Annotated in this window: 14 protein-coding genes; 10 read left to right on the top strand and 4 right to left on the bottom strand. The window is 73.1% G+C overall.

The genetic code is table 11. From position 1 onward, the window contains the following. Positions 1-82 precede the first annotated feature (82 nt). Genes FHX82_RS30180 through FHX82_RS30165 form a run of 4 tightly spaced genes read left to right on the top strand, consistent with a single transcriptional unit; the run spans position 83 to position 7,771 of the window. Entirely contained in the window at positions 83-3,463 is a 3,381-nt protein-coding gene (locus tag FHX82_RS30180) for a S8 family peptidase (protein WP_145937027.1), read from the top strand. A 55-nt stretch (positions 3,464-3,518) separates the two neighbouring features. Continuing rightward, on the top strand, positions 3,519-5,438 hold the full coding sequence (locus FHX82_RS30175) for a S9 family peptidase (RefSeq protein WP_229880985.1): 1,920 nt from the start codon (positions 3,519-3,521) through the stop codon (positions 5,436-5,438). Positions 5,439-5,485: 47 nt separating this feature from the next. After that, the gene (locus FHX82_RS30170) at positions 5,486-6,907 is read left to right on the top strand and encodes a serine/threonine-protein kinase (RefSeq protein WP_229880987.1); all 1,422 of its coding nucleotides are present in this window, start codon (positions 5,486-5,488) and stop codon (positions 6,905-6,907) included. Between the two features lie 33 nt (positions 6,908-6,940). After that, on the top strand, positions 6,941-7,771 hold the full coding sequence (locus FHX82_RS30165) for an SDR family NAD(P)-dependent oxidoreductase (RefSeq protein WP_145937025.1): 831 nt from the start codon (positions 6,941-6,943) through the stop codon (positions 7,769-7,771). A 5-nt stretch (positions 7,772-7,776) separates the two neighbouring features. On the opposite strand, the gene FHX82_RS30160 is transcribed toward FHX82_RS30165, so the two are convergent. Both FHX82_RS30160 and FHX82_RS30155 read right to left on the bottom strand, forming a co-directional pair. Continuing rightward, positions 7,777-8,946, bottom strand: coding sequence for an acyl-CoA dehydrogenase family protein (locus tag FHX82_RS30160; RefSeq protein ID WP_145937024.1), 1,170 nt, complete (start codon positions 8,944-8,946; stop codon positions 7,777-7,779). After that, entirely contained in the window at positions 8,943-9,884 is a 942-nt protein-coding gene (locus FHX82_RS30155) for an alpha/beta fold hydrolase (protein WP_229880989.1), read from the bottom strand. Before FHX82_RS30155 ends, FHX82_RS30160 begins: the two co-directional genes overlap by 4 nt. A gap of 125 nt (positions 9,885-10,009) precedes the next feature. Here FHX82_RS30155 and FHX82_RS30150 point away from each other — a divergent pair, with 125 nt between their 5' ends. Continuing rightward, the gene (locus FHX82_RS30150) at positions 10,010-10,972 is read left to right on the top strand and encodes an AraC-like ligand-binding domain-containing protein (protein WP_145937023.1); all 963 of its coding nucleotides are present in this window, start codon (positions 10,010-10,012) and stop codon (positions 10,970-10,972) included. On the opposite strand, the gene FHX82_RS30145 is transcribed toward FHX82_RS30150, so the two are convergent. After that, entirely contained in the window at positions 10,905-11,873 is a 969-nt protein-coding gene (locus tag FHX82_RS30145; RefSeq protein ID WP_221216726.1) for an LLM class flavin-dependent oxidoreductase, read from the bottom strand. The two genes, FHX82_RS30150 and FHX82_RS30145, sit on opposite strands and share 68 nt — an antisense overlap. A gap of 120 nt (positions 11,874-11,993) precedes the next feature. Between FHX82_RS30145 and FHX82_RS30140 the strand changes: the two genes are divergently transcribed. The 5 genes from FHX82_RS30140 to FHX82_RS30120 all read left to right on the top strand — a co-directional run bounded on the left by FHX82_RS30140 (position 11,994) and on the right by FHX82_RS30120 (position 15,345). Next, on the top strand, positions 11,994-13,004 hold the full coding sequence (locus FHX82_RS30140; protein WP_145937021.1) for an NAD(P)/FAD-dependent oxidoreductase: 1,011 nt from the start codon (positions 11,994-11,996) through the stop codon (positions 13,002-13,004). A gap of 2 nt (positions 13,005-13,006) precedes the next feature. Further along, on the top strand, positions 13,007-13,606 hold the full coding sequence (locus FHX82_RS30135) for a class I SAM-dependent methyltransferase (RefSeq protein ID WP_145937020.1): 600 nt from the start codon (positions 13,007-13,009) through the stop codon (positions 13,604-13,606). A gap of 82 nt (positions 13,607-13,688) precedes the next feature. Continuing rightward, positions 13,689-14,132 carry a DUF4383 domain-containing protein gene (locus tag FHX82_RS30130; RefSeq protein WP_145937019.1) on the top strand — a complete coding sequence of 148 codons (444 nt, stop codon included), beginning with the start codon at positions 13,689-13,691 and terminating at the stop codon, positions 14,130-14,132. A gap of 2 nt (positions 14,133-14,134) precedes the next feature. Then, positions 14,135-14,572: a DUF2243 domain-containing protein gene (locus FHX82_RS30125; protein WP_145937018.1), complete on the top strand. Its 438-nt coding sequence runs from the start codon at positions 14,135-14,137 to the stop codon at positions 14,570-14,572. Further along, on the top strand, positions 14,569-15,345 hold the full coding sequence (locus FHX82_RS30120) for a cytochrome c oxidase assembly protein (RefSeq protein WP_221216725.1): 777 nt from the start codon (positions 14,569-14,571) through the stop codon (positions 15,343-15,345). The genes FHX82_RS30125 and FHX82_RS30120 overlap by 4 nt, the downstream gene beginning before the upstream one ends. On the opposite strand, the gene FHX82_RS30115 is transcribed toward FHX82_RS30120, so the two are convergent. Then, on the bottom strand, positions 15,285-15,863 hold the full coding sequence (locus tag FHX82_RS30115; RefSeq protein ID WP_145937016.1) for a DUF2231 domain-containing protein: 579 nt from the start codon (positions 15,861-15,863) through the stop codon (positions 15,285-15,287). The two genes, FHX82_RS30120 and FHX82_RS30115, sit on opposite strands and share 61 nt — an antisense overlap. Between the last annotated feature and the right edge of the window lie 34 nt (positions 15,864-15,897).

Raw genomic sequence — 15,897 nt, 5'->3', positions numbered from 1 at the left:
CCGCGCAGGGAAACCGGCGTGCCCGGTTTCGTCGGGGCTTGGCGATTCGCGAACTTCCTACGACATGAAAGGGGAACTGCTCATGCGGCGTTCCTCGAGAGCCTTCCGCGCGTGCGCGCTGGCGGCCGCGGGTGGGCTGGCGCTGGCCGGCACCGCCCAGCTGAGCACGAGCCCGCCCGCCGTCGCCGACTCCGCGCAGGAGTCGGTGATCGTGGTACTCAACGACCAGCTCCCCGACGCCCCGCCGACGAAGGCGGCCTCCGGCGCCCGCCACGACAAGGCGGCCACCGCGCAGGACGCGGTGCTGAACCGGCTCACCGGCGCGCGGCCCACCGCCGTCCGGCACTTCACGCTCGGCAACGCCTTCGCCGCCACCGTCACCGCCGCACAGGCCACCCAGCTCGCGCAGGACCCGGCGGTCGCGCAGGTGCTGCCCGACAGCAAGGTCACGCTGCCCGAACCGGCCACCCCGCGCACCGATCCCGCCGCGCCCCAGGCGAGCGCGCCGGGTGCCGGTGCGGCGCCGGGTGCGATCTGCCCGAGCGACCCGTCGAAACCGCTGGTGGAGCCGGAAGCGCTCACGTCCATCAACGCGACCGGTGCCGCCGCGCTCGCCGACGGTTCCGGCGTCAAGGTCGCCTTCCTGGCCGACAACATGGACCCGAACTACCCCGACTTCATCCGGCCCGACGGCTCGAAGGTGTTCGTCGACTACCAGGACTTCTCCGGCGACGGGCCCAACACGACCGACAGCGGCGCCGAGGCGTTCGGTGACGCCTCGTCGATCGCCGCGCAGGGCGTCGTCGTGCACGACCTGTCGAAGTTCGTCAACGAGAACCACCCGCTGCCGCCGGGCTGCAACATCGTCGTCAAGGGCGTGTCGCCCGGCGCGAGCCTGGTGGGGCTCAACGTGTTCGGCTCCACCGCGACGAACTCCGCGATCCTGCAGGCCATCGACTACGCGGTGACCGTGGACCACGTCGACGTGCTCAACGAGTCGCTCGGGCTGAACCAGTACCCCGACGCCAGCTCCCGCGAGCTGTTCCAGGTGTTCAACGACCAGGCCGTCGCCGCGGGCGTCACCGTCACCGCCTCCAGCGGCGACGCGGGCATCACGTCCACCATCGGCAGCCCGGCCACCGACCCGCTGGTGATTTCCACCGGCGCGACCACGGACAACCGGCTCTACGCGCAGACGACGTACGCCGCGTTCCCGTTCTCCAACGGGAAGTGGGTCAACGACAACATCTCCGCGCTGTCGTCGTCGGGCATCACGCAGAACGGCCGCACCATCGACCTCGTCGCGCCCGGCGAGGGCAACTGGGCCGACTGCTCCCCGGCCTACGCGGAATGCCGCAACTTCCACACCGTGCCCCAGCCGACCGACCTCGAATCCTTCGGCGGCACCAGTGAGTCGGCGCCACTGACCGCGGGCGTGGCGGCACTGGTGATCCAGGCCTACCGCGGCACCCACCACGGCGCGTCGCCGACCCCGGCGCAGGTCAAGCAGCTCATCACCGGCACCACGCGCGACCTCGGCCTGCCCGCCGACGAGCAGGGCGCCGGGCTGCTCGACGCCCGTGCGGCGGTGGAGGCGGCGCTGACCGCGCCCGGTTCGAGCGGCGCGCCCGCCGGTGTGTCGTCGAACATCACGCTGTCCGCCGACCAGGTCACCCTCGAAGGCGCGCCGGGCAGTACGCAGACCGCGACCGTCCAGGTGTCCAATGTGGGCACCAAGCCGCTGACGGTGGCCACCGGCACGAGGACCTTCGCGCCGCTGTCGTCGCAGACGCAGACCACCCCGTTCGACGCGAAAACGCTGCCGACCTTCCCGTACTACAACGGGACGAACTGGGCGTACAAGAAGATCACGTTCAGCGTGCCCGCCGGAGCGCAGCGCCTGCTGACGCGGATGGCGTGGCAGGGCAGCCCGAAGGTCGTCAACGGCACGTCGGTCACGCCCGTGGTGCGGCTGACGCTGCTCGCGCCGGACGGCACGTTCGTCGCCAACAGCCGCCCGCAGGGCGGGGCCGCGACGGCGAACTACGCCAACGTGGACGTTCGTGACCCCGCGGCGGGCACGTGGACCGCGGTGCTCTACTCGGCCTCGGGCGCGGCGGGCTACAGCGGGGACATCCAGTTCGCCGCCGACACCCAGCGCGCGGTGCCGTACGGCCAGGTCACCCCGCCGGTGCTGACGCTGGCGCCGGGCCAGACGAAGCCGGTCAAGATCGCGTTGCAGACCCCGTCCTCGGGCGGCGACGCGGACTACTCGGTGACCTTCGCGAGCTCCGACGGCCACCGGACCTCGCTGTCGGCGATCCTGCGGGCGCTCATCCCGACGCGCAACGGCAGCGGGCAGTTTGGCGGCACCATCACCGGCGGCAACGCGCGGGCGGTGTCCCCGGCGCAGACGTTCAGCTACGAGTTCGACGTGCCGAAGGGCAAGCGCGACCTCGACGTGGCCGTGCGCCTGGCCGACGCGGGCACCGTCGTGGACGGCGTGCTGGTGGACCCGAACGGCGAGCTGGCCGACGTCAACAGCAACATCTCGCTCGCGACGCCGACCACCGTCACCCAGGGCAAGGGTCTGCAGCTGCTCGACGCGAACCCGCTGCCGGGCCGCTGGCACCTGGTGATCGTCGTGCAGAACCCGGTCACCGGCAAGGAGCTCGAACAGCCCTTCACCGGCACGGTGAGCTTCGACCAGGTCGCGGTGTCCGCGCCCGGCCTGCCCTCGGGCGCCAGGCTCGCGGCGAACCGGCCGGTCACGGTGCCGGTCACCGTGCGCAACCCGGGTGTCGAGCCGATCGCCGTCGGGATCGACGCGCGCACCAATGCCACGCAGACCCTGCAGCCGGTGCCGGTGCAGGGCTCGACGGAGGTGGCGCTGCCCGAGGACTCCAGCGTCGCGCCGATCTACGAGGTGCCGCCGGACACGAGCAGGCTGACCGTCGCCACGTCGTCGAGCGTGCCGGCGCAGGTGGAGCTGCAGGGTTCGGCCGCGGGTATCGACGTGTTCGGTGACCTGAAGCAGGCGCAGGCGGGCAGCACCGTCTCGGTCGCGACGATCGGGGAGAAGAAGGGCTACGTCACGAAGGGCATCTGGTTCGCCGACGTGCAGGAGCTGGGCCCGTTCGGTCCCGCGGGCGCGCCGGCCGGGCACGCCAGCTACACGGCGTCGATGGTCACGGCGGGCTTCGACCCCGCGGTGACGTCGTCCACGGGTGACCCGTACGACCAGGCCGTCGACCCGGCGGGCACGGGCGGGACTCCGGTGATCGTGCAGCCGGGGCAGACCGTCACGCTCACCGTGACGATCACCCCGCAGGGGCGCGGCCAGTTCGCCGGGCACCTGAACGTCGTGACGGTCCCGACGCTGCCGACGGGCTTCACCGGCCTGCCGGAGGTCGGCACCGGCGAGGTCCTGGCCGCCCTGCCGTACTCCTACCGGATCGGCTGACGCCGGTGGGCCACCTCCGGTGCTGCGCCGGGGGTGGCCCACTAGCGTGGCCTTCGTGCGAATCTCCCCTTACGGTTCCTGGGCCACGCCGGTCACCGCGGATCTCGTGGTGGCGCAGGCGGTGCGCGTCGGCGACGCGCGGCCGGACGGCGACGCGGTCGTGTGGGCCGAGCGCAGGCCGGCCGAAGGCGGCCGCAGCCAGCTCGTGCGGTGCGCCGCCGACGGCACCCTCACCGAGCTGCTGCCCGGCGGGTTCGACGCCAGGACGGCGGTGCACGAGTACGGCGGCGGGGACTGGTGGGTCCGCGACGGCGTGGTGTGGTTCGCGAACTGGGCGGACCAGCGGCTGTACCGGGTGGCGGGCGGCGAGCCGGAGCCGCTGACGCCGGAGCCCGCGAGCCCGCGCGGCGACCGGTTCGCCGATGGCGACGTCCATCCCGGTGGGAGCGTGCTGGTCGCGGTGCGCGAGCAGCACACGCGGGACAACGTGCGCAACGAGATCGTGCGCCTAGCCGCCGACCGGCCCAGCGAGCCCGAGGTCCTGGTGAGCGGTCCGGACTTCGTTGCCTCGCCCCGCTTTTCGCCGGACGGCCGGCTGCTGGCCTGGGTGTCGTGGGACCACCCGTCGATGCCGTGGGACGACACGGTGCTCACCGTGCGGGACCTCGGCACCGGCGAGAACACCGTCGTGGCGGGCGGGCCGGGGGAGTCGGTGCTGGAGCCGCGCTGGCGCGCCGACGGCAGCCTGCTGTTCCTGTCCGACCGCACCGGCTGGTGGAACCTGTACCGCTGGGCTCCCGGCGAGGCGGTGACCCCGGTGGTCGTGCTCGACGCCGAGATCGGCGTGCCGGCCTGGACGCTGGGCAGCGCCCGGTACGCGCCGCTGCCGGACGGGCGGATCGTGTTCGCCCGCTGGTCCGGCGGGTACGACGGGCTCGCCGTCGCCACGCCGGACGGAGCCGTGACCGTGCCGGACCTGCCGTTCACCGCTGTCGGGGCGGTGCGCGCGGCGGGCGCGGACGAGGTGGTGCTGCTCGCCGGTTCGCCCGCGGAGGAGCCCGGCGTGTACCGGGTCACGGCCGAGGGCGAGGTCCGGACCGTCCGGCCGCCGCGGAAGCTGCCGTTCGACCCGGCGTACGTCTCGGCGCCCGAAGCGATCTCGTTCCCCTCCGGGGACGCCGTGGCGCACGGGCTGTTCTACCCGCCCGCGAACCCCGAGTTCGCCGGGCCCGAGGGCGAGCTGCCGCCGCTGATCGTGCTCATCCACGGCGGCCCGACCTCACAGGCGGCGCCGGTGCTCTCGCTCGCCGTGCAGTTCTGGACCACCCGCGGGTTCGCCGTGGTGGACGTGAACTACCGCGGCTCCACGGGTTTCGGCCGCGCGTTCCGCGAGCAGCTGCGAGGGCAGTGGGGTGTGGCGGACGTGGCCGACTGCCGCGCCGCCGCGCGGTGGCTCGCCGAGCAGGGCCGCGTCGACGAGCGGAAGCTGCTGATCCGTGGCGGTTCCGCCGGGGGCTACACGACGCTCGCCGCTCTCGCCCGCGAGGACACGCCGTTCGCGGCGGGCACGGACCTGTACGGCGTCGCCGACCTCGAAGCACTCGCCCGCGACACCCACAAGTTCGAGAGCCGCTACCTCGACGGGCTGATCGGGCCGTATCCCGAAGCACGCAAGGTGTACGTCGAGCGCTCGCCGCTTTCGCACGTCGGCTCGTTCGCGCGCCCGCTGCTGGTGCTGCAGGGCGCGGAGGACGCGGTGGTGCCGCCGAACCAGTCCGAGCTGATCGTCGAGGCGCTGCGCCGGCGGCGGCTTCCGGTGGCGTACCTGCTGTTCGAGGGCGAGCAGCACGGGTTCCGCCGCGCGGAGACCATCCGCCGGGCGCTCGGCGCGGAGCTGGGCTTCTACAGCCAGATCCTCGGTTTTCCCTTGCCACCGGAGGAGGATCTCGAAACGGTGGCGGTCGAGAACCTCTAGCGCGACGTTGCCCGGCGAGATCGGCGGACACCCCTTAGCCTGAACAAGTGATCTCTGCGCGGGCGGGCGCGGTGGGCGACCTCGTGGCGGGCCGCTACCGGTTGTTGCAGGAACTCGGTTCCGGCGCCATGGGTTCGGTGTGGCGGGCGTTCGACGAGCGACTGGGCCGGCGGGTCGCCGTCAAACGGGTGCTGCCCGTCGACGAGGCCGGCGACCTCCGCGACCGGGTGCTGCGCGAGGGCCGGATCGCCGCGCGGCTGCACCATCCGCACGCCGTCGCGGTCTTCGACGTCGTGGAGGACGACGGGCTGCCGGTGCTGGTGATGGAGTACCTGTCCGCCGACAGCCTCGCCGAGGTGCTCGCCGAGCGCGGCACGCTGCCGCCGACGGAGGTGGCCGAGATCGGCGCGCAGGTCGCCGACGCGCTGGCCGCGGCGCACGAGGCCGGGATCGTGCACCGGGACGTCAAGCCGGGCAACATCCTGTTGTCCGACGAGGGCGCGAAGCTCACCGACTTCGGGATCGCGCACGCGTCCGGCGACGCGACGATCACCGCGACCGGGATGGTCGCGGGCACCCCCGCGTACCTGCCGCCGGAGACCGTGCACGGCAGGCGCCCGCTGCCCGCGTCCGACGTGTACTCGCTCGGCGCGACCCTCTACACCGCCGTCGAGGGCACCCCGCCGTTCGGCCGGGACGTGGAAAACCCTTACGCCGTCCTGTATCGCATCGCGGCGGGCGAGCTGCGGCCCCCGCGGCAGGCGGGCCCGCTCACGCCGGTGCTGACCGCGATGCTCGCCCACGACGCCGTCGACCGGCCGACCGCCGAGGAGGCCGCGGCGCAGCTGCGTGCCATCGCCCAGGGCCGCGAGCTGCCCGTGACCCTGTCGCTGCCGCGGCCCCGGCGGCGGTTGCTGGCGGCGATCGCGGGGGCGCTGGCCGTGTTCGCGATGATCGCGTACCTCGTGCTCGACAAGTCCTCGCCCGCGACTCCGCCCGTCGTCGCCGCGACCGCCGCACCGTCCGCCATGGACCAGGAGAAGGCCGTGGCCGACTACTACGCCCTGCTGCCGGGCAAGGCGGGCGAGGCGTGGGGACGGCTCACGGCGCAGCGGCGCGCGCAGGGCGAGGATGCCTTCCTCGCGTACTGGTCGCAGGTGGCGACGGTGACCGCGAGCGCGCCGCACGCCGACGGCTCCGCCGTCACCGTCGTGCTGGACCTGAAGCTCAAGGACGGCACGATCGCCCACGAGGTGCACCGCATCGCGCTCGACAGACTGCTCATCGGCACGGACACCGTCCTCACCAGCGAGCGCACCGCGCCCGCGGCGCCCCCACCGCCACCGGTCACGGTCACGCAGGAGGTCCGTGCCGCGGCACCGGCACCGGTGCCCGCGCCGGCTCCCGCGGAGGTCGCCCAGGAGGCCGACCACGGGAAGAAGCTGGGGCACGACAAGGGCAAACACTAGTTTCGGCGAGCGGGCCGGGGGTAGCAGGGCGGTATGGGTTTCGAGGTACGGGGCGAGGGCCGGACGGCGGTGGTCACCGGCGCTTCGTCGGGGATCGGCGCGGAGTACGCGCGCAGGCTGGCCGAGCTGGGCTGGCAGCTGACGCTGGTCGCGCGCCGCGGGCAGCGGCTGGAGGCGCTGTCGGCGGAGTTGCGGAAGTCGGCGGGCGTGGAGGTCGAGACGCTGTCCGCGGACCTGGCGCTGCCCGAGGACGTCGCGCGGGTCGCGGAGCGCGTGGCCGCCGACGACGTGGCGCTGCTGGTGAACAACGCGGGCATCAACGGGTACGGCCCGTTCGACGAGACCGATCCCGCGTTGCTGCAGCGGGTGCTGGCCGTGAACGTCGCCGCGCCCACCGCGCTGGCGCGGGCCGCGCTGCCGGGCCTGCGGGCGCGGGGCGGGGCGCTGGTGAACGTGGCTTCGCTGCTCGCCTTCTCCGGTGGGTTGCCGCCGGATCCGTTGCCGTGGCGGGTGACGTACGCCGGGTCGAAGGGGTACCTGGTGACCTTCACGCGGACGCTGGCGGCGGAGCTGGGGCCGGACGCGGGCGTGACGGTGCAGGTGCTGTGCCCGGGTCTGACGGCGACGGAGTTCCACTTCACAGCGGGCTTGGAGCCGGTCGCGGGCGAGGAGGAACAGCGCGGCGAGCACGGTATGCCCGCGGAGGACGTCGTGCTGGCCTCGCTGGCGGCGCTGCGCAGCGGCGAGGTCGTGTGCGTCCCGGGTCTCGACGACCCGGCGGCGCTGGAGCAGCTCGCGGAGGCGGAGAACGCCGTGCGGGGCGCCTCGGTGGCGACGAAGGCCGCGGCCCGGTACCGGGGCTGACCCCCTCAGCCTCGCAGTTCCAGGAACACCCACCGTGCCTCGGGGGCCAGTCCGGCCAGCCACCGGCCGCAGTTCTGCAGCACCACCGGGCTCGACGTGACGTGCTGCGTGCCCGCGTGCAGGTCGCGGAAGTACCGCTGCAGGTCGCCCCGGCGCAGGGCCGTCGTGCCGCCCCACTTGTACGCCGTCAGCCCCACCTCGTGCACCGACCACGTGGTGTGGTTGAGCATCAGCCTCGTGAGCGTCTCCTGTTCCGTGGACAGCAGGTCGCCCGCGTCGAGCGTCGCCTCGTTGTCGGCCCACACCTGCTTCGCCCACGCCTCCGCGGCCCGCAGCTTCGCCTCCGCCTGCGCGTACTCCGCGTGGAACTGGCCCGTGTCCACCGACGCGCCCGGCGTGCCGGTCTTGCGCCCCACCAGGGCTTTCAGCTCGTCGAGCAGCCGCCGCCCCACGCCGAGCGCCCAGCCGGTGTGGCAGATGCCGGCCAGGTTGATCAACCCCATCCGGTAGACCGCACCGCCGTGCCGCGCGTCCATTGTGGACATCTCGAACACGTGCGTCTCCGGCACGAACAGGTTGTCGCAGGTGTAGTCGATGCTGTTCGTGGCACGCAGACCCATGACGTCCCAGTTGCCGTCGAGCGTCGCCTGCTCCTTGGGGAACGTGAAGATCAGCGCCTGCCCGGTCTCCTCGCAGAACGCCGCCGTGTGGACGTGGGTCGCCAGGGAGATGCCGGACGCGAAACCCCACTGCCCGCTGATCCGGTAGCCGCCCTCGGCACACACCGCCTTGCCCAGCCGCGTGCCCTGCCCCGCCATCAGGGCGTAGCGGCCGCCCGGCACGTCGGGGTACAGGTCCGCCACCGCCTCGTCGCCGAGGTACGCGGCCGTGGAGCCGGTGACCATCTGCACGGCCATGAACGCCCAGCCCGCCGACGCGTCGTGGTAGGCGATGCGGGCGATCGTGTCGATGACCTGGCGTGGCGAGAACTCGTACCCGCCCAGCTCGCGCGGGATCCCGATCTTGAACGCGCCGCTGTCGTGCAGTGCCTGTCCCACCTCGTCGGTGAGCCTGCCCAGCTCCTCGCCCTTCTCGGCGTGCTCCCGCAGCAGCGGGCCGATCTCGTCGAGCCGGGCGGAGACGCGGTCGAACTCCTCGCTCACGTGCAGGCTCATGCGGTCTCCTTCGCCGTGATCCACTCGATGACGGGTTCGACGGTCTCGTCGGAGTTGCTCTCGAAGACGAGCCCGTGGCCGTTGCCGGTGATGCCGCAGTCGGGCAGGTGCAGGTGCTCGGCCCGCGCGCCCGCGGCGTTGAGGAACTCGACGATCTGCGGGGTGAACCCGGCGAACGCGGACGCGCCACCGCTGACGACCACCACCGGTTTTCCCGCCAGCGCGGGAATCCGCCGCCCGGCGGCGTCGGCGGGCGTCACCGCGGGCGGGTCGTAGGTGATCTCCGCGCTGGTGAGCCCCCACGTGAGCGGACCGAGCCCGGGGAAGTCGGTGAACGGCGGGCCCATCGGCTCGATCGCGGCGATCGCCACCACGAGGTCCGGCCGCGCGTCTGTGGTCAGCCAGCCGACCGGACCACCCGCCGAGTGCGTGACCAGCACCGCGGGACCGGTCACGTCGAGCAGCCGGGACAACCGGTCGGCGTCGAGGCGCTGGGACGCCGCGAGGTCCGCGGGCAGCGGGCCCATCGACGCCAGCAGCTGGTCGGTGTCCCACGTCGTGTTCTCCGACGCGAACAGCGTGGCCGCCGCCTCGTAGGGCAGCTGTGGTCCCATCGGCCCGACGACGTCCGGGTGGTACGGCGAGCGCCCGTGCCCGCAGCGGTCCACGACGTAGACGGCGAACCCGGCCTCGACGAACCGCGTCGCCCAGCCGGGCCGCCCGTCCGGCGTGCCGAGCCAGTCGGTGCCCTGCCCGCCACCGCCGTGCACGAGCACCAGCGGATACGGGTGCGTCACCTCGCGCGGCGCCTCCCACTGCACGAACATCGGTGCGCGCTGCACGGTGCCGTGCGGGGCGGCCACCCGCTCGCCCGGAACCCAGAACTGGCCCCGCCGCACGGTGACCTCGTACCCGCCGCTCAGGTGTGGTGCCGCCATGATTCGCACGCTAAACGCGGCCCCCGTGGCGGTCATGTCGCTCCGGCGCAGAGCTCTGTCGAACGCGCGCAGGACCGGCTACCGTGGGGTGATCTCCGACAGCTGCGAGGCGGTGGGGATCGACGATGACGTCACTGACCGACCAGTTCGGGGATTTGGCCGTGTGCGGCGGGCCGAGGGTCGCCTTCGGCTCGTGGACCGACGCCGTGCGCCGCAGCGTGCTGCGCTTCCGCTTCGACTGCGACTCCCCGCGGGCGTTCGGCGGCACGATCAGGAACCGCTCGCTGGGCGGGGTCAACTTCGTCGACCTGGAGTCCGGGAAGCACGCCGCGTACCGGGACAGCGCCACGATTTCCGAGGCGGAGCCCGGGTTCTACGTGATGACGCTGCAGCTGTCCGGCGAGCTGCGGCTGGCGCAGCAGGACCGGGTCGCGGTGCTCAAGCCCGGGCTGTTCGCGTTGTACGACTCGGCCGAGCCCGCCGCGCTGACCGTCGGCGACGGCTACCGGTCCACGTGCGTCCGGTTTCCCAAGGCTTGGCTGGGCCCGTGCCGGCCTGCCGGGATCACCGCCCGCGCGTTCGAGTGCGAGCCGGGGATGCGCGCGGCGGTGTGGGGAATGCTGTTGAGCCTCAACCGGAACCTGGAGACGCTGGGCCCGGCGGGTCCGGCCGCGGTGCGGCACGTGATGGATCTCGTGGTCACGATGGTGCGGACCGAACTGGCCGGGCGCGCGCCGGAACGCCACGAGGTACTGCTGGCGGAGATCCAGGAGTACGTCGAGCAGCACCTGGCCGACCCGGCGCTGGACCCGCGGCGGATCGCGGCCGCGCACTTCGTGTCCCCGCGGCAGTTGCACGTGTTGTTCGAGCCGACGGGGACGACGGTGGGGGCGTGGATCCGCGAGCGGCGGCTGGACCACTGCCGCCGCGACCTGGCCGACCCGCTGCTGGCGGACGTGCCCGTCGCCGCGGTCGCCGCGCGGTGGGGTTTCCGCGGCGCGTCGCACTTCGGGCAGGTGTTCAAACGGGAGACGGGCCGGACACCGGCGGAGTTCCGCCGTGCCGCGCGAGCTCGCCCGCCGCGCTGATCGCGTCCTCCAGCGGCTCGGCGAGCAGCGGCAGCAGGACCACGGACTCGCTGCCCGCGTCGTGCAACGCTTTTCGTTGCGCGGCGCACTGGTCCAGCGGCCCGCTGATGGTGAGCCGGTCGATCCACTCGTCGCGCAGCTCGTCCGCGCGGCCCTGGCGGATCAGGGCGAACAGTTCCTCGCCGAACGGCAACGGCCGCAGGTGCGGCCCGGTGCTGGGGGTGAGCGCGGCGACGAGGTCCGCGCGCACGCGGGCCCGGGCACGCGCGGGATCGTCGTCGAGGGCGAACCAGTTGTAGGTGGTGATGGTGTGCCGCTCGCCGACGATTTCCCTGGTGGCGCGGACGTATTCGGGCGTCGCGGGCTCGGCGAGGATGGTCCCGTCGGCCGCTTTTCCGCCCACGGCGAGGGATTTCGGCCCGCGGACCCCGGCGAACAGGGGCGGTGCGACCGCGGGCGGGAACTCGAGCCGCACGGCGTCCAGGTGCACGTGCCGCCCGTCGGTGGTGACCTCCTCGCCCGCGAGCAGGCGGCGGATCGCGGTGAGGGTCTCGTCGAGCGCGGCGAGCGGGGACGCGGGGTACGCGCCGATCTGGCGCATCCACGCGGGCACGCCGTGCCCGAAGCCGGCGATCAGCCGCCCGGGGTACAGGTCCGCGAGGGCGGCGAGTTCCATGGCGGCGATGGCGGGGTTGCGTGCGACGGTCGGCAGCACGCCGATGCCCACCGTGACGTGCTCGGTGGCCGAGAGCACCGTGGCGGCGATCGCGATGGCACCGGCGTAGAAGCAGTCCTCGACGATCCAGACCTCGTCGAGCCCGGCTCGCTCGGCCCGGCGGGCGAGGTCGGTGACGCGGCGGGCGGGCAGTTCGCGGGGAATGCGGAGGCCGAGGCGGGACAAGGGTTTCCTCCCGGTTCCAGGGACGGACGACACCCTCGACGCTAGCAGCGGCCACCACCGGTTTTGCCAAAGCGGCAAGTGAATTTGTCAGTTCGGCCGATCGTGCGGATAGTGCGAGGCATGAGAGACACCTACGACGTAGTCGTCATCGGCGGTGGGGCCGCCGGGCTCGGCGCGGCACTCGCGCTCACCCGCTCCCGCCGGTCGGTCCTCGTGGTCGACGCGGGGCAGCCGCGCAACGCGCCCGCCGCCGGCATCCACAACTACCTCGGCCGCGAGGGCACCCCGCCGCGCGAGCTGCTCGAAATCGGCCGCGACGAGGTCGCCGGGTACGGCGGCGAGTTCGTCTCCGCCACCGCCACCGGCGCGGAAGCCTTGCCCGACAAGCGGTTCCGCGTCACGCTCGACGACGGGCGGCACGTGCGCGCACGGCGGTTGCTCGTCACCACCGGGCTCGTCGACGAGCTGCCCGCCGTCCCCGGCGTGGCGCAGCGCTGGGGCACCGACGTCCTCCACTGCCCCTACTGCCACGGCTGGGAGGCCCGTGACCAGGCGGTCGGCATCCTCGCCACCGGCCCGCTGGCCGGGCACCAGGCCCTCCTGTGGCGCCAGCTGACCGAAGACGTGATCGTGTTCCGGCACACCGCCCCGGACTTCGACGCGGAGACGCTCACCAAGTTCGCCGCGCGCGGCATCCGCGTCGTCGACGGCACCGTGGCCGGGCTGGAGGTGCGGGACGACCACCTCACCGGCGTGCGGCTGGAGTCCGGTGAGGTCGTGCCCCGGCAGGCGCTCGTGGTGGCGCCGCGGTTCACCGCCCGCTCCGAGCTGCTGGTCTCGCTGGGGCTGGAACCCGTCGAGCAGCAGTTCGGCGAGCAGGTCCTCGGCACCTACGTCCCGGCGGATCCGACGGGACGGACCACCGTGCCGGGTGTGTGGGTCGCGGGGAACGTCACGAACCTGTCCGCGCAGGTAGTCGTGTCCGCGGCCGCGGGGCTCGGTGCGGGCGCGGCGATCAACGCCGACCTCATCGAGGAGGAGACCGACCGCGCCGTGGCAGCACACACCCTCGTCGAGAACGAACGGGTGCTGGCCGAAACCGTCTCCGGCAACCGACGACACGGGATGTGACGATGTCCGACCACCAGTCCTACGAAGAGATCTACCGCTCGCGGCCCACGGTCTGGAGCGGGAAGCCGAACCCGCAGCTCGTCGCCGAGGTCACCGGGTTGCCGCCCGGCACGGCGCTCGACGCGGGCTGCGGGGAAGGTGGTGACGCGCTGTGGCTCGCCTCGCACGGCTGGCGCGTGACGGGCGTCGACTTCGTGCCCGCCGCGCTCGAACGCGCCACCGCCCACGCCAAGGACGCGGACCTCGACATCGAGTTCCTGCACGCCGACGTGACGACGTGGACGCCGGAACGCCGGTTCGACCTCGTGTCCGCGCACTACCTGCACATGTCACGGGAACCGCAGGCGGCCGCGTACCGGAACCTCGCGCAGGCGGTCGCCCCCGGCGGCACCCTGCTCATCGTGGGCCACGACGCGCGGCACATCGCGGTGCACCGGCCCGACGCGCTCGACCTGTACTTCACGCTCGACGAGACGATCGCGCTGCTGGGTGACGGCTGGCAGGTCGAAGTCGCCGAAACGAGGCCACGCGTCACCAAGGACGGCGAAGGACGGGAGGTGCACGTGGGCGACTCCGTGCTGCGGGCTCGCCGGACCGGGTGAAAAACCTGCTCACTCGGGGAGTATCCGGGCGGCGGAGGGGAAGTCTCCCGCTCACCTGATATCCCCATCGAGGAGGAGTCCCATGAGCTCGTCAGCAACCACGTCCACCCGGGCGCCGGTCCAGATCGTCGCGGCGGTGGTCGGAGGAGTGTTCCTGCTCGTGGGCATCCTCGGGTTCATCCCGGGCGTGACCACGGACTACGACATGATGTCGTTCGCGGGCCACGACTCGATGGCCATGCTGCTCGGCGTGTTCGCGGTGTCGGTGCTGCACAACATCGTGCACCTGCTGTTCGGCGTCGCGGGGCTCGCGCTGTCCCGCACGCCCGCCGGCGCACGGAACTTCCTCATCGCCGGCGGCGTGATCTACCTGGTGCTGTGGATCTACGGCCTGGTGATCGACCACCAGAGCGCGGCGAACTTCGTGCCCCTCAACACCGCCGACAACTGGCTGCACCTGGGCCTGGCGGTGGGCATGATCCTGCTGGGCCTGCTGGTGCCGCGCCGGACGGCCGCCCGGGTCTGACCATGGCACAAGCACCCGTGGCGCACCGGGCCCGCTCCGGCTGGTCCGGTGTGCTGGTGGGCGTGGGCATCGCGGCCTTCGTGGACGAGACGGTCTTCCACCAGCTGCTGCACTGGCACCACTTCTACGACAAGTCCACTTCGGACATAGGACTGGTGTCGGACGGGTTGTTCCACGCCTTCGGGTGGTTCGCCGTCGTGCTCGGGCTGGTGCTGATGGCCGACCTGCGCCGCCGCGGCACGCTGTCGTGGCGGCGCTTCACGGCGGGGATCCTGCTGGGCGCGGGCGTGTTCCAGCTGTACGACGGCACGATCCAGCACAAGCTGCTGGGGCTGCACCAGATCCGCTACGGCGTGGACCTCGTGCCGTACGACTGGACGTGGAACGTGCTCGCCGTACTGCTGATCGTCGCCGGGTTGGTACTGGTGCGCCGGGCGTGACGGCGCTCGCCGTGCTCGCGGTGGCCGCCGCCGTCGCCTACGTGACGGCGGCGGTCCACCTGTGCCTGCGGGGCGATTTCTGGCCCGCGACAAGGGTTTTCGCGTTCTGCGGGGGAGCGGTGTCGGTGGCCGCGGCGGCACTCGCTCCGTTGCCCGGCGGGGCGTTCACCGTCCACATGGGACAGCACGTGCTGCTGGGCATGGTGGCACCGCTGCTGTTCGTGCTCGGGCGACCGGTCACGCTCGCGTTCCGCGCGCTGCGTCCCGGAAGTCCGCGGCGGCTCCTGTTGCGGCTGGTGCACTCGCGCCCGGCGGGCTGGCTGGTGTTCCCGCCCGTCGCGGCGCTGCTGGACGTCGGCGGCCTGTGGGTGCTCTACCGGACGCCGCTCTTCGCCGCCACGCACGAGCACCCGTGGCTGCACGCGCTCGTGCATTTCCACGTGCTGGTGGCGGGAATCCTGTTCACGGCGTCAGTGCTGCAGCTCGATCCGCTGCGGCGGAGGTACGGCCTGGTCCTGCGGGGCGTGACGCTGGTCGCCGCGTCGGCGGCCCACGGCGTGCTCGCGAAGACGCTGTACCTCAGCGCCCCGCCGCACGTCTCCTTCGCCGACGTGCCGCGGGGCGCCGAACTCATGTACTACGGCGGGGACGTCGTGGAGATCGCGCTCGCCGTCGTGCTGGCACTGGGCTGGTACGCCGAGGCCGGCCGCCGTTACCGGGCGGCGGGTTCCCAGCCCGCCGCCGCGGGGTCGGTCACCGCGGGCCGCCGCTGAAACGGCACCGGCTCCCAGCGGTGGACGCCCGCGCCCTGCGCGTAGGACAGGTGCCCGCCGAGCGCGCCGCTCACGCTCATCGCGAGCATGCCCGCCAGGCTCCACACCCGGTTCGCCGTGCGGTCCTTCGCCCGCCACGCCGCGAGGTAGCAGCCCGACGCCACGACGTTACCGACCGCGTGCAGCGCGCCCGTCCGGCGCTGCACCGGGTCGAGCCCCGAGTAGTCGGCCAGCCCGAACACCAGCGCGGGCGGGGTGGCGGCCAGCCCGAGGCCCTGCAGCCGCCGCGCCGTGTCCGGCCGGTCGAGCACCAGGTCGAACACGGTCGCGCTGGTCCAGGCGCCGATCGGCAGCGTCACCACCAGCGGGTGCACGGGGTGCCCCAGCCACGAGCCGCGCAGGGCGCCGTCCACCCGCGGGTTCCGCAGCAGCGTGCGCAGTCCGCGGGCGACGGCACCGGCGGGGCGGTCCAGCACGCGCACGCGTTCGGCGGCGCTCAGCAGTCGATGCAGGTTCATCGTCCGGAAGTACCCGCGGTGGCGCCCCGGAAAT

The organism is Amycolatopsis bartoniae, from assembly GCF_014191255.1.
Lineage (GTDB): Bacteria > Actinomycetota > Actinomycetes > Mycobacteriales > Pseudonocardiaceae > Amycolatopsis_E > Amycolatopsis_E bartoniae.
This window is presented reverse-complemented; position numbering and strand designations above follow the sequence as displayed.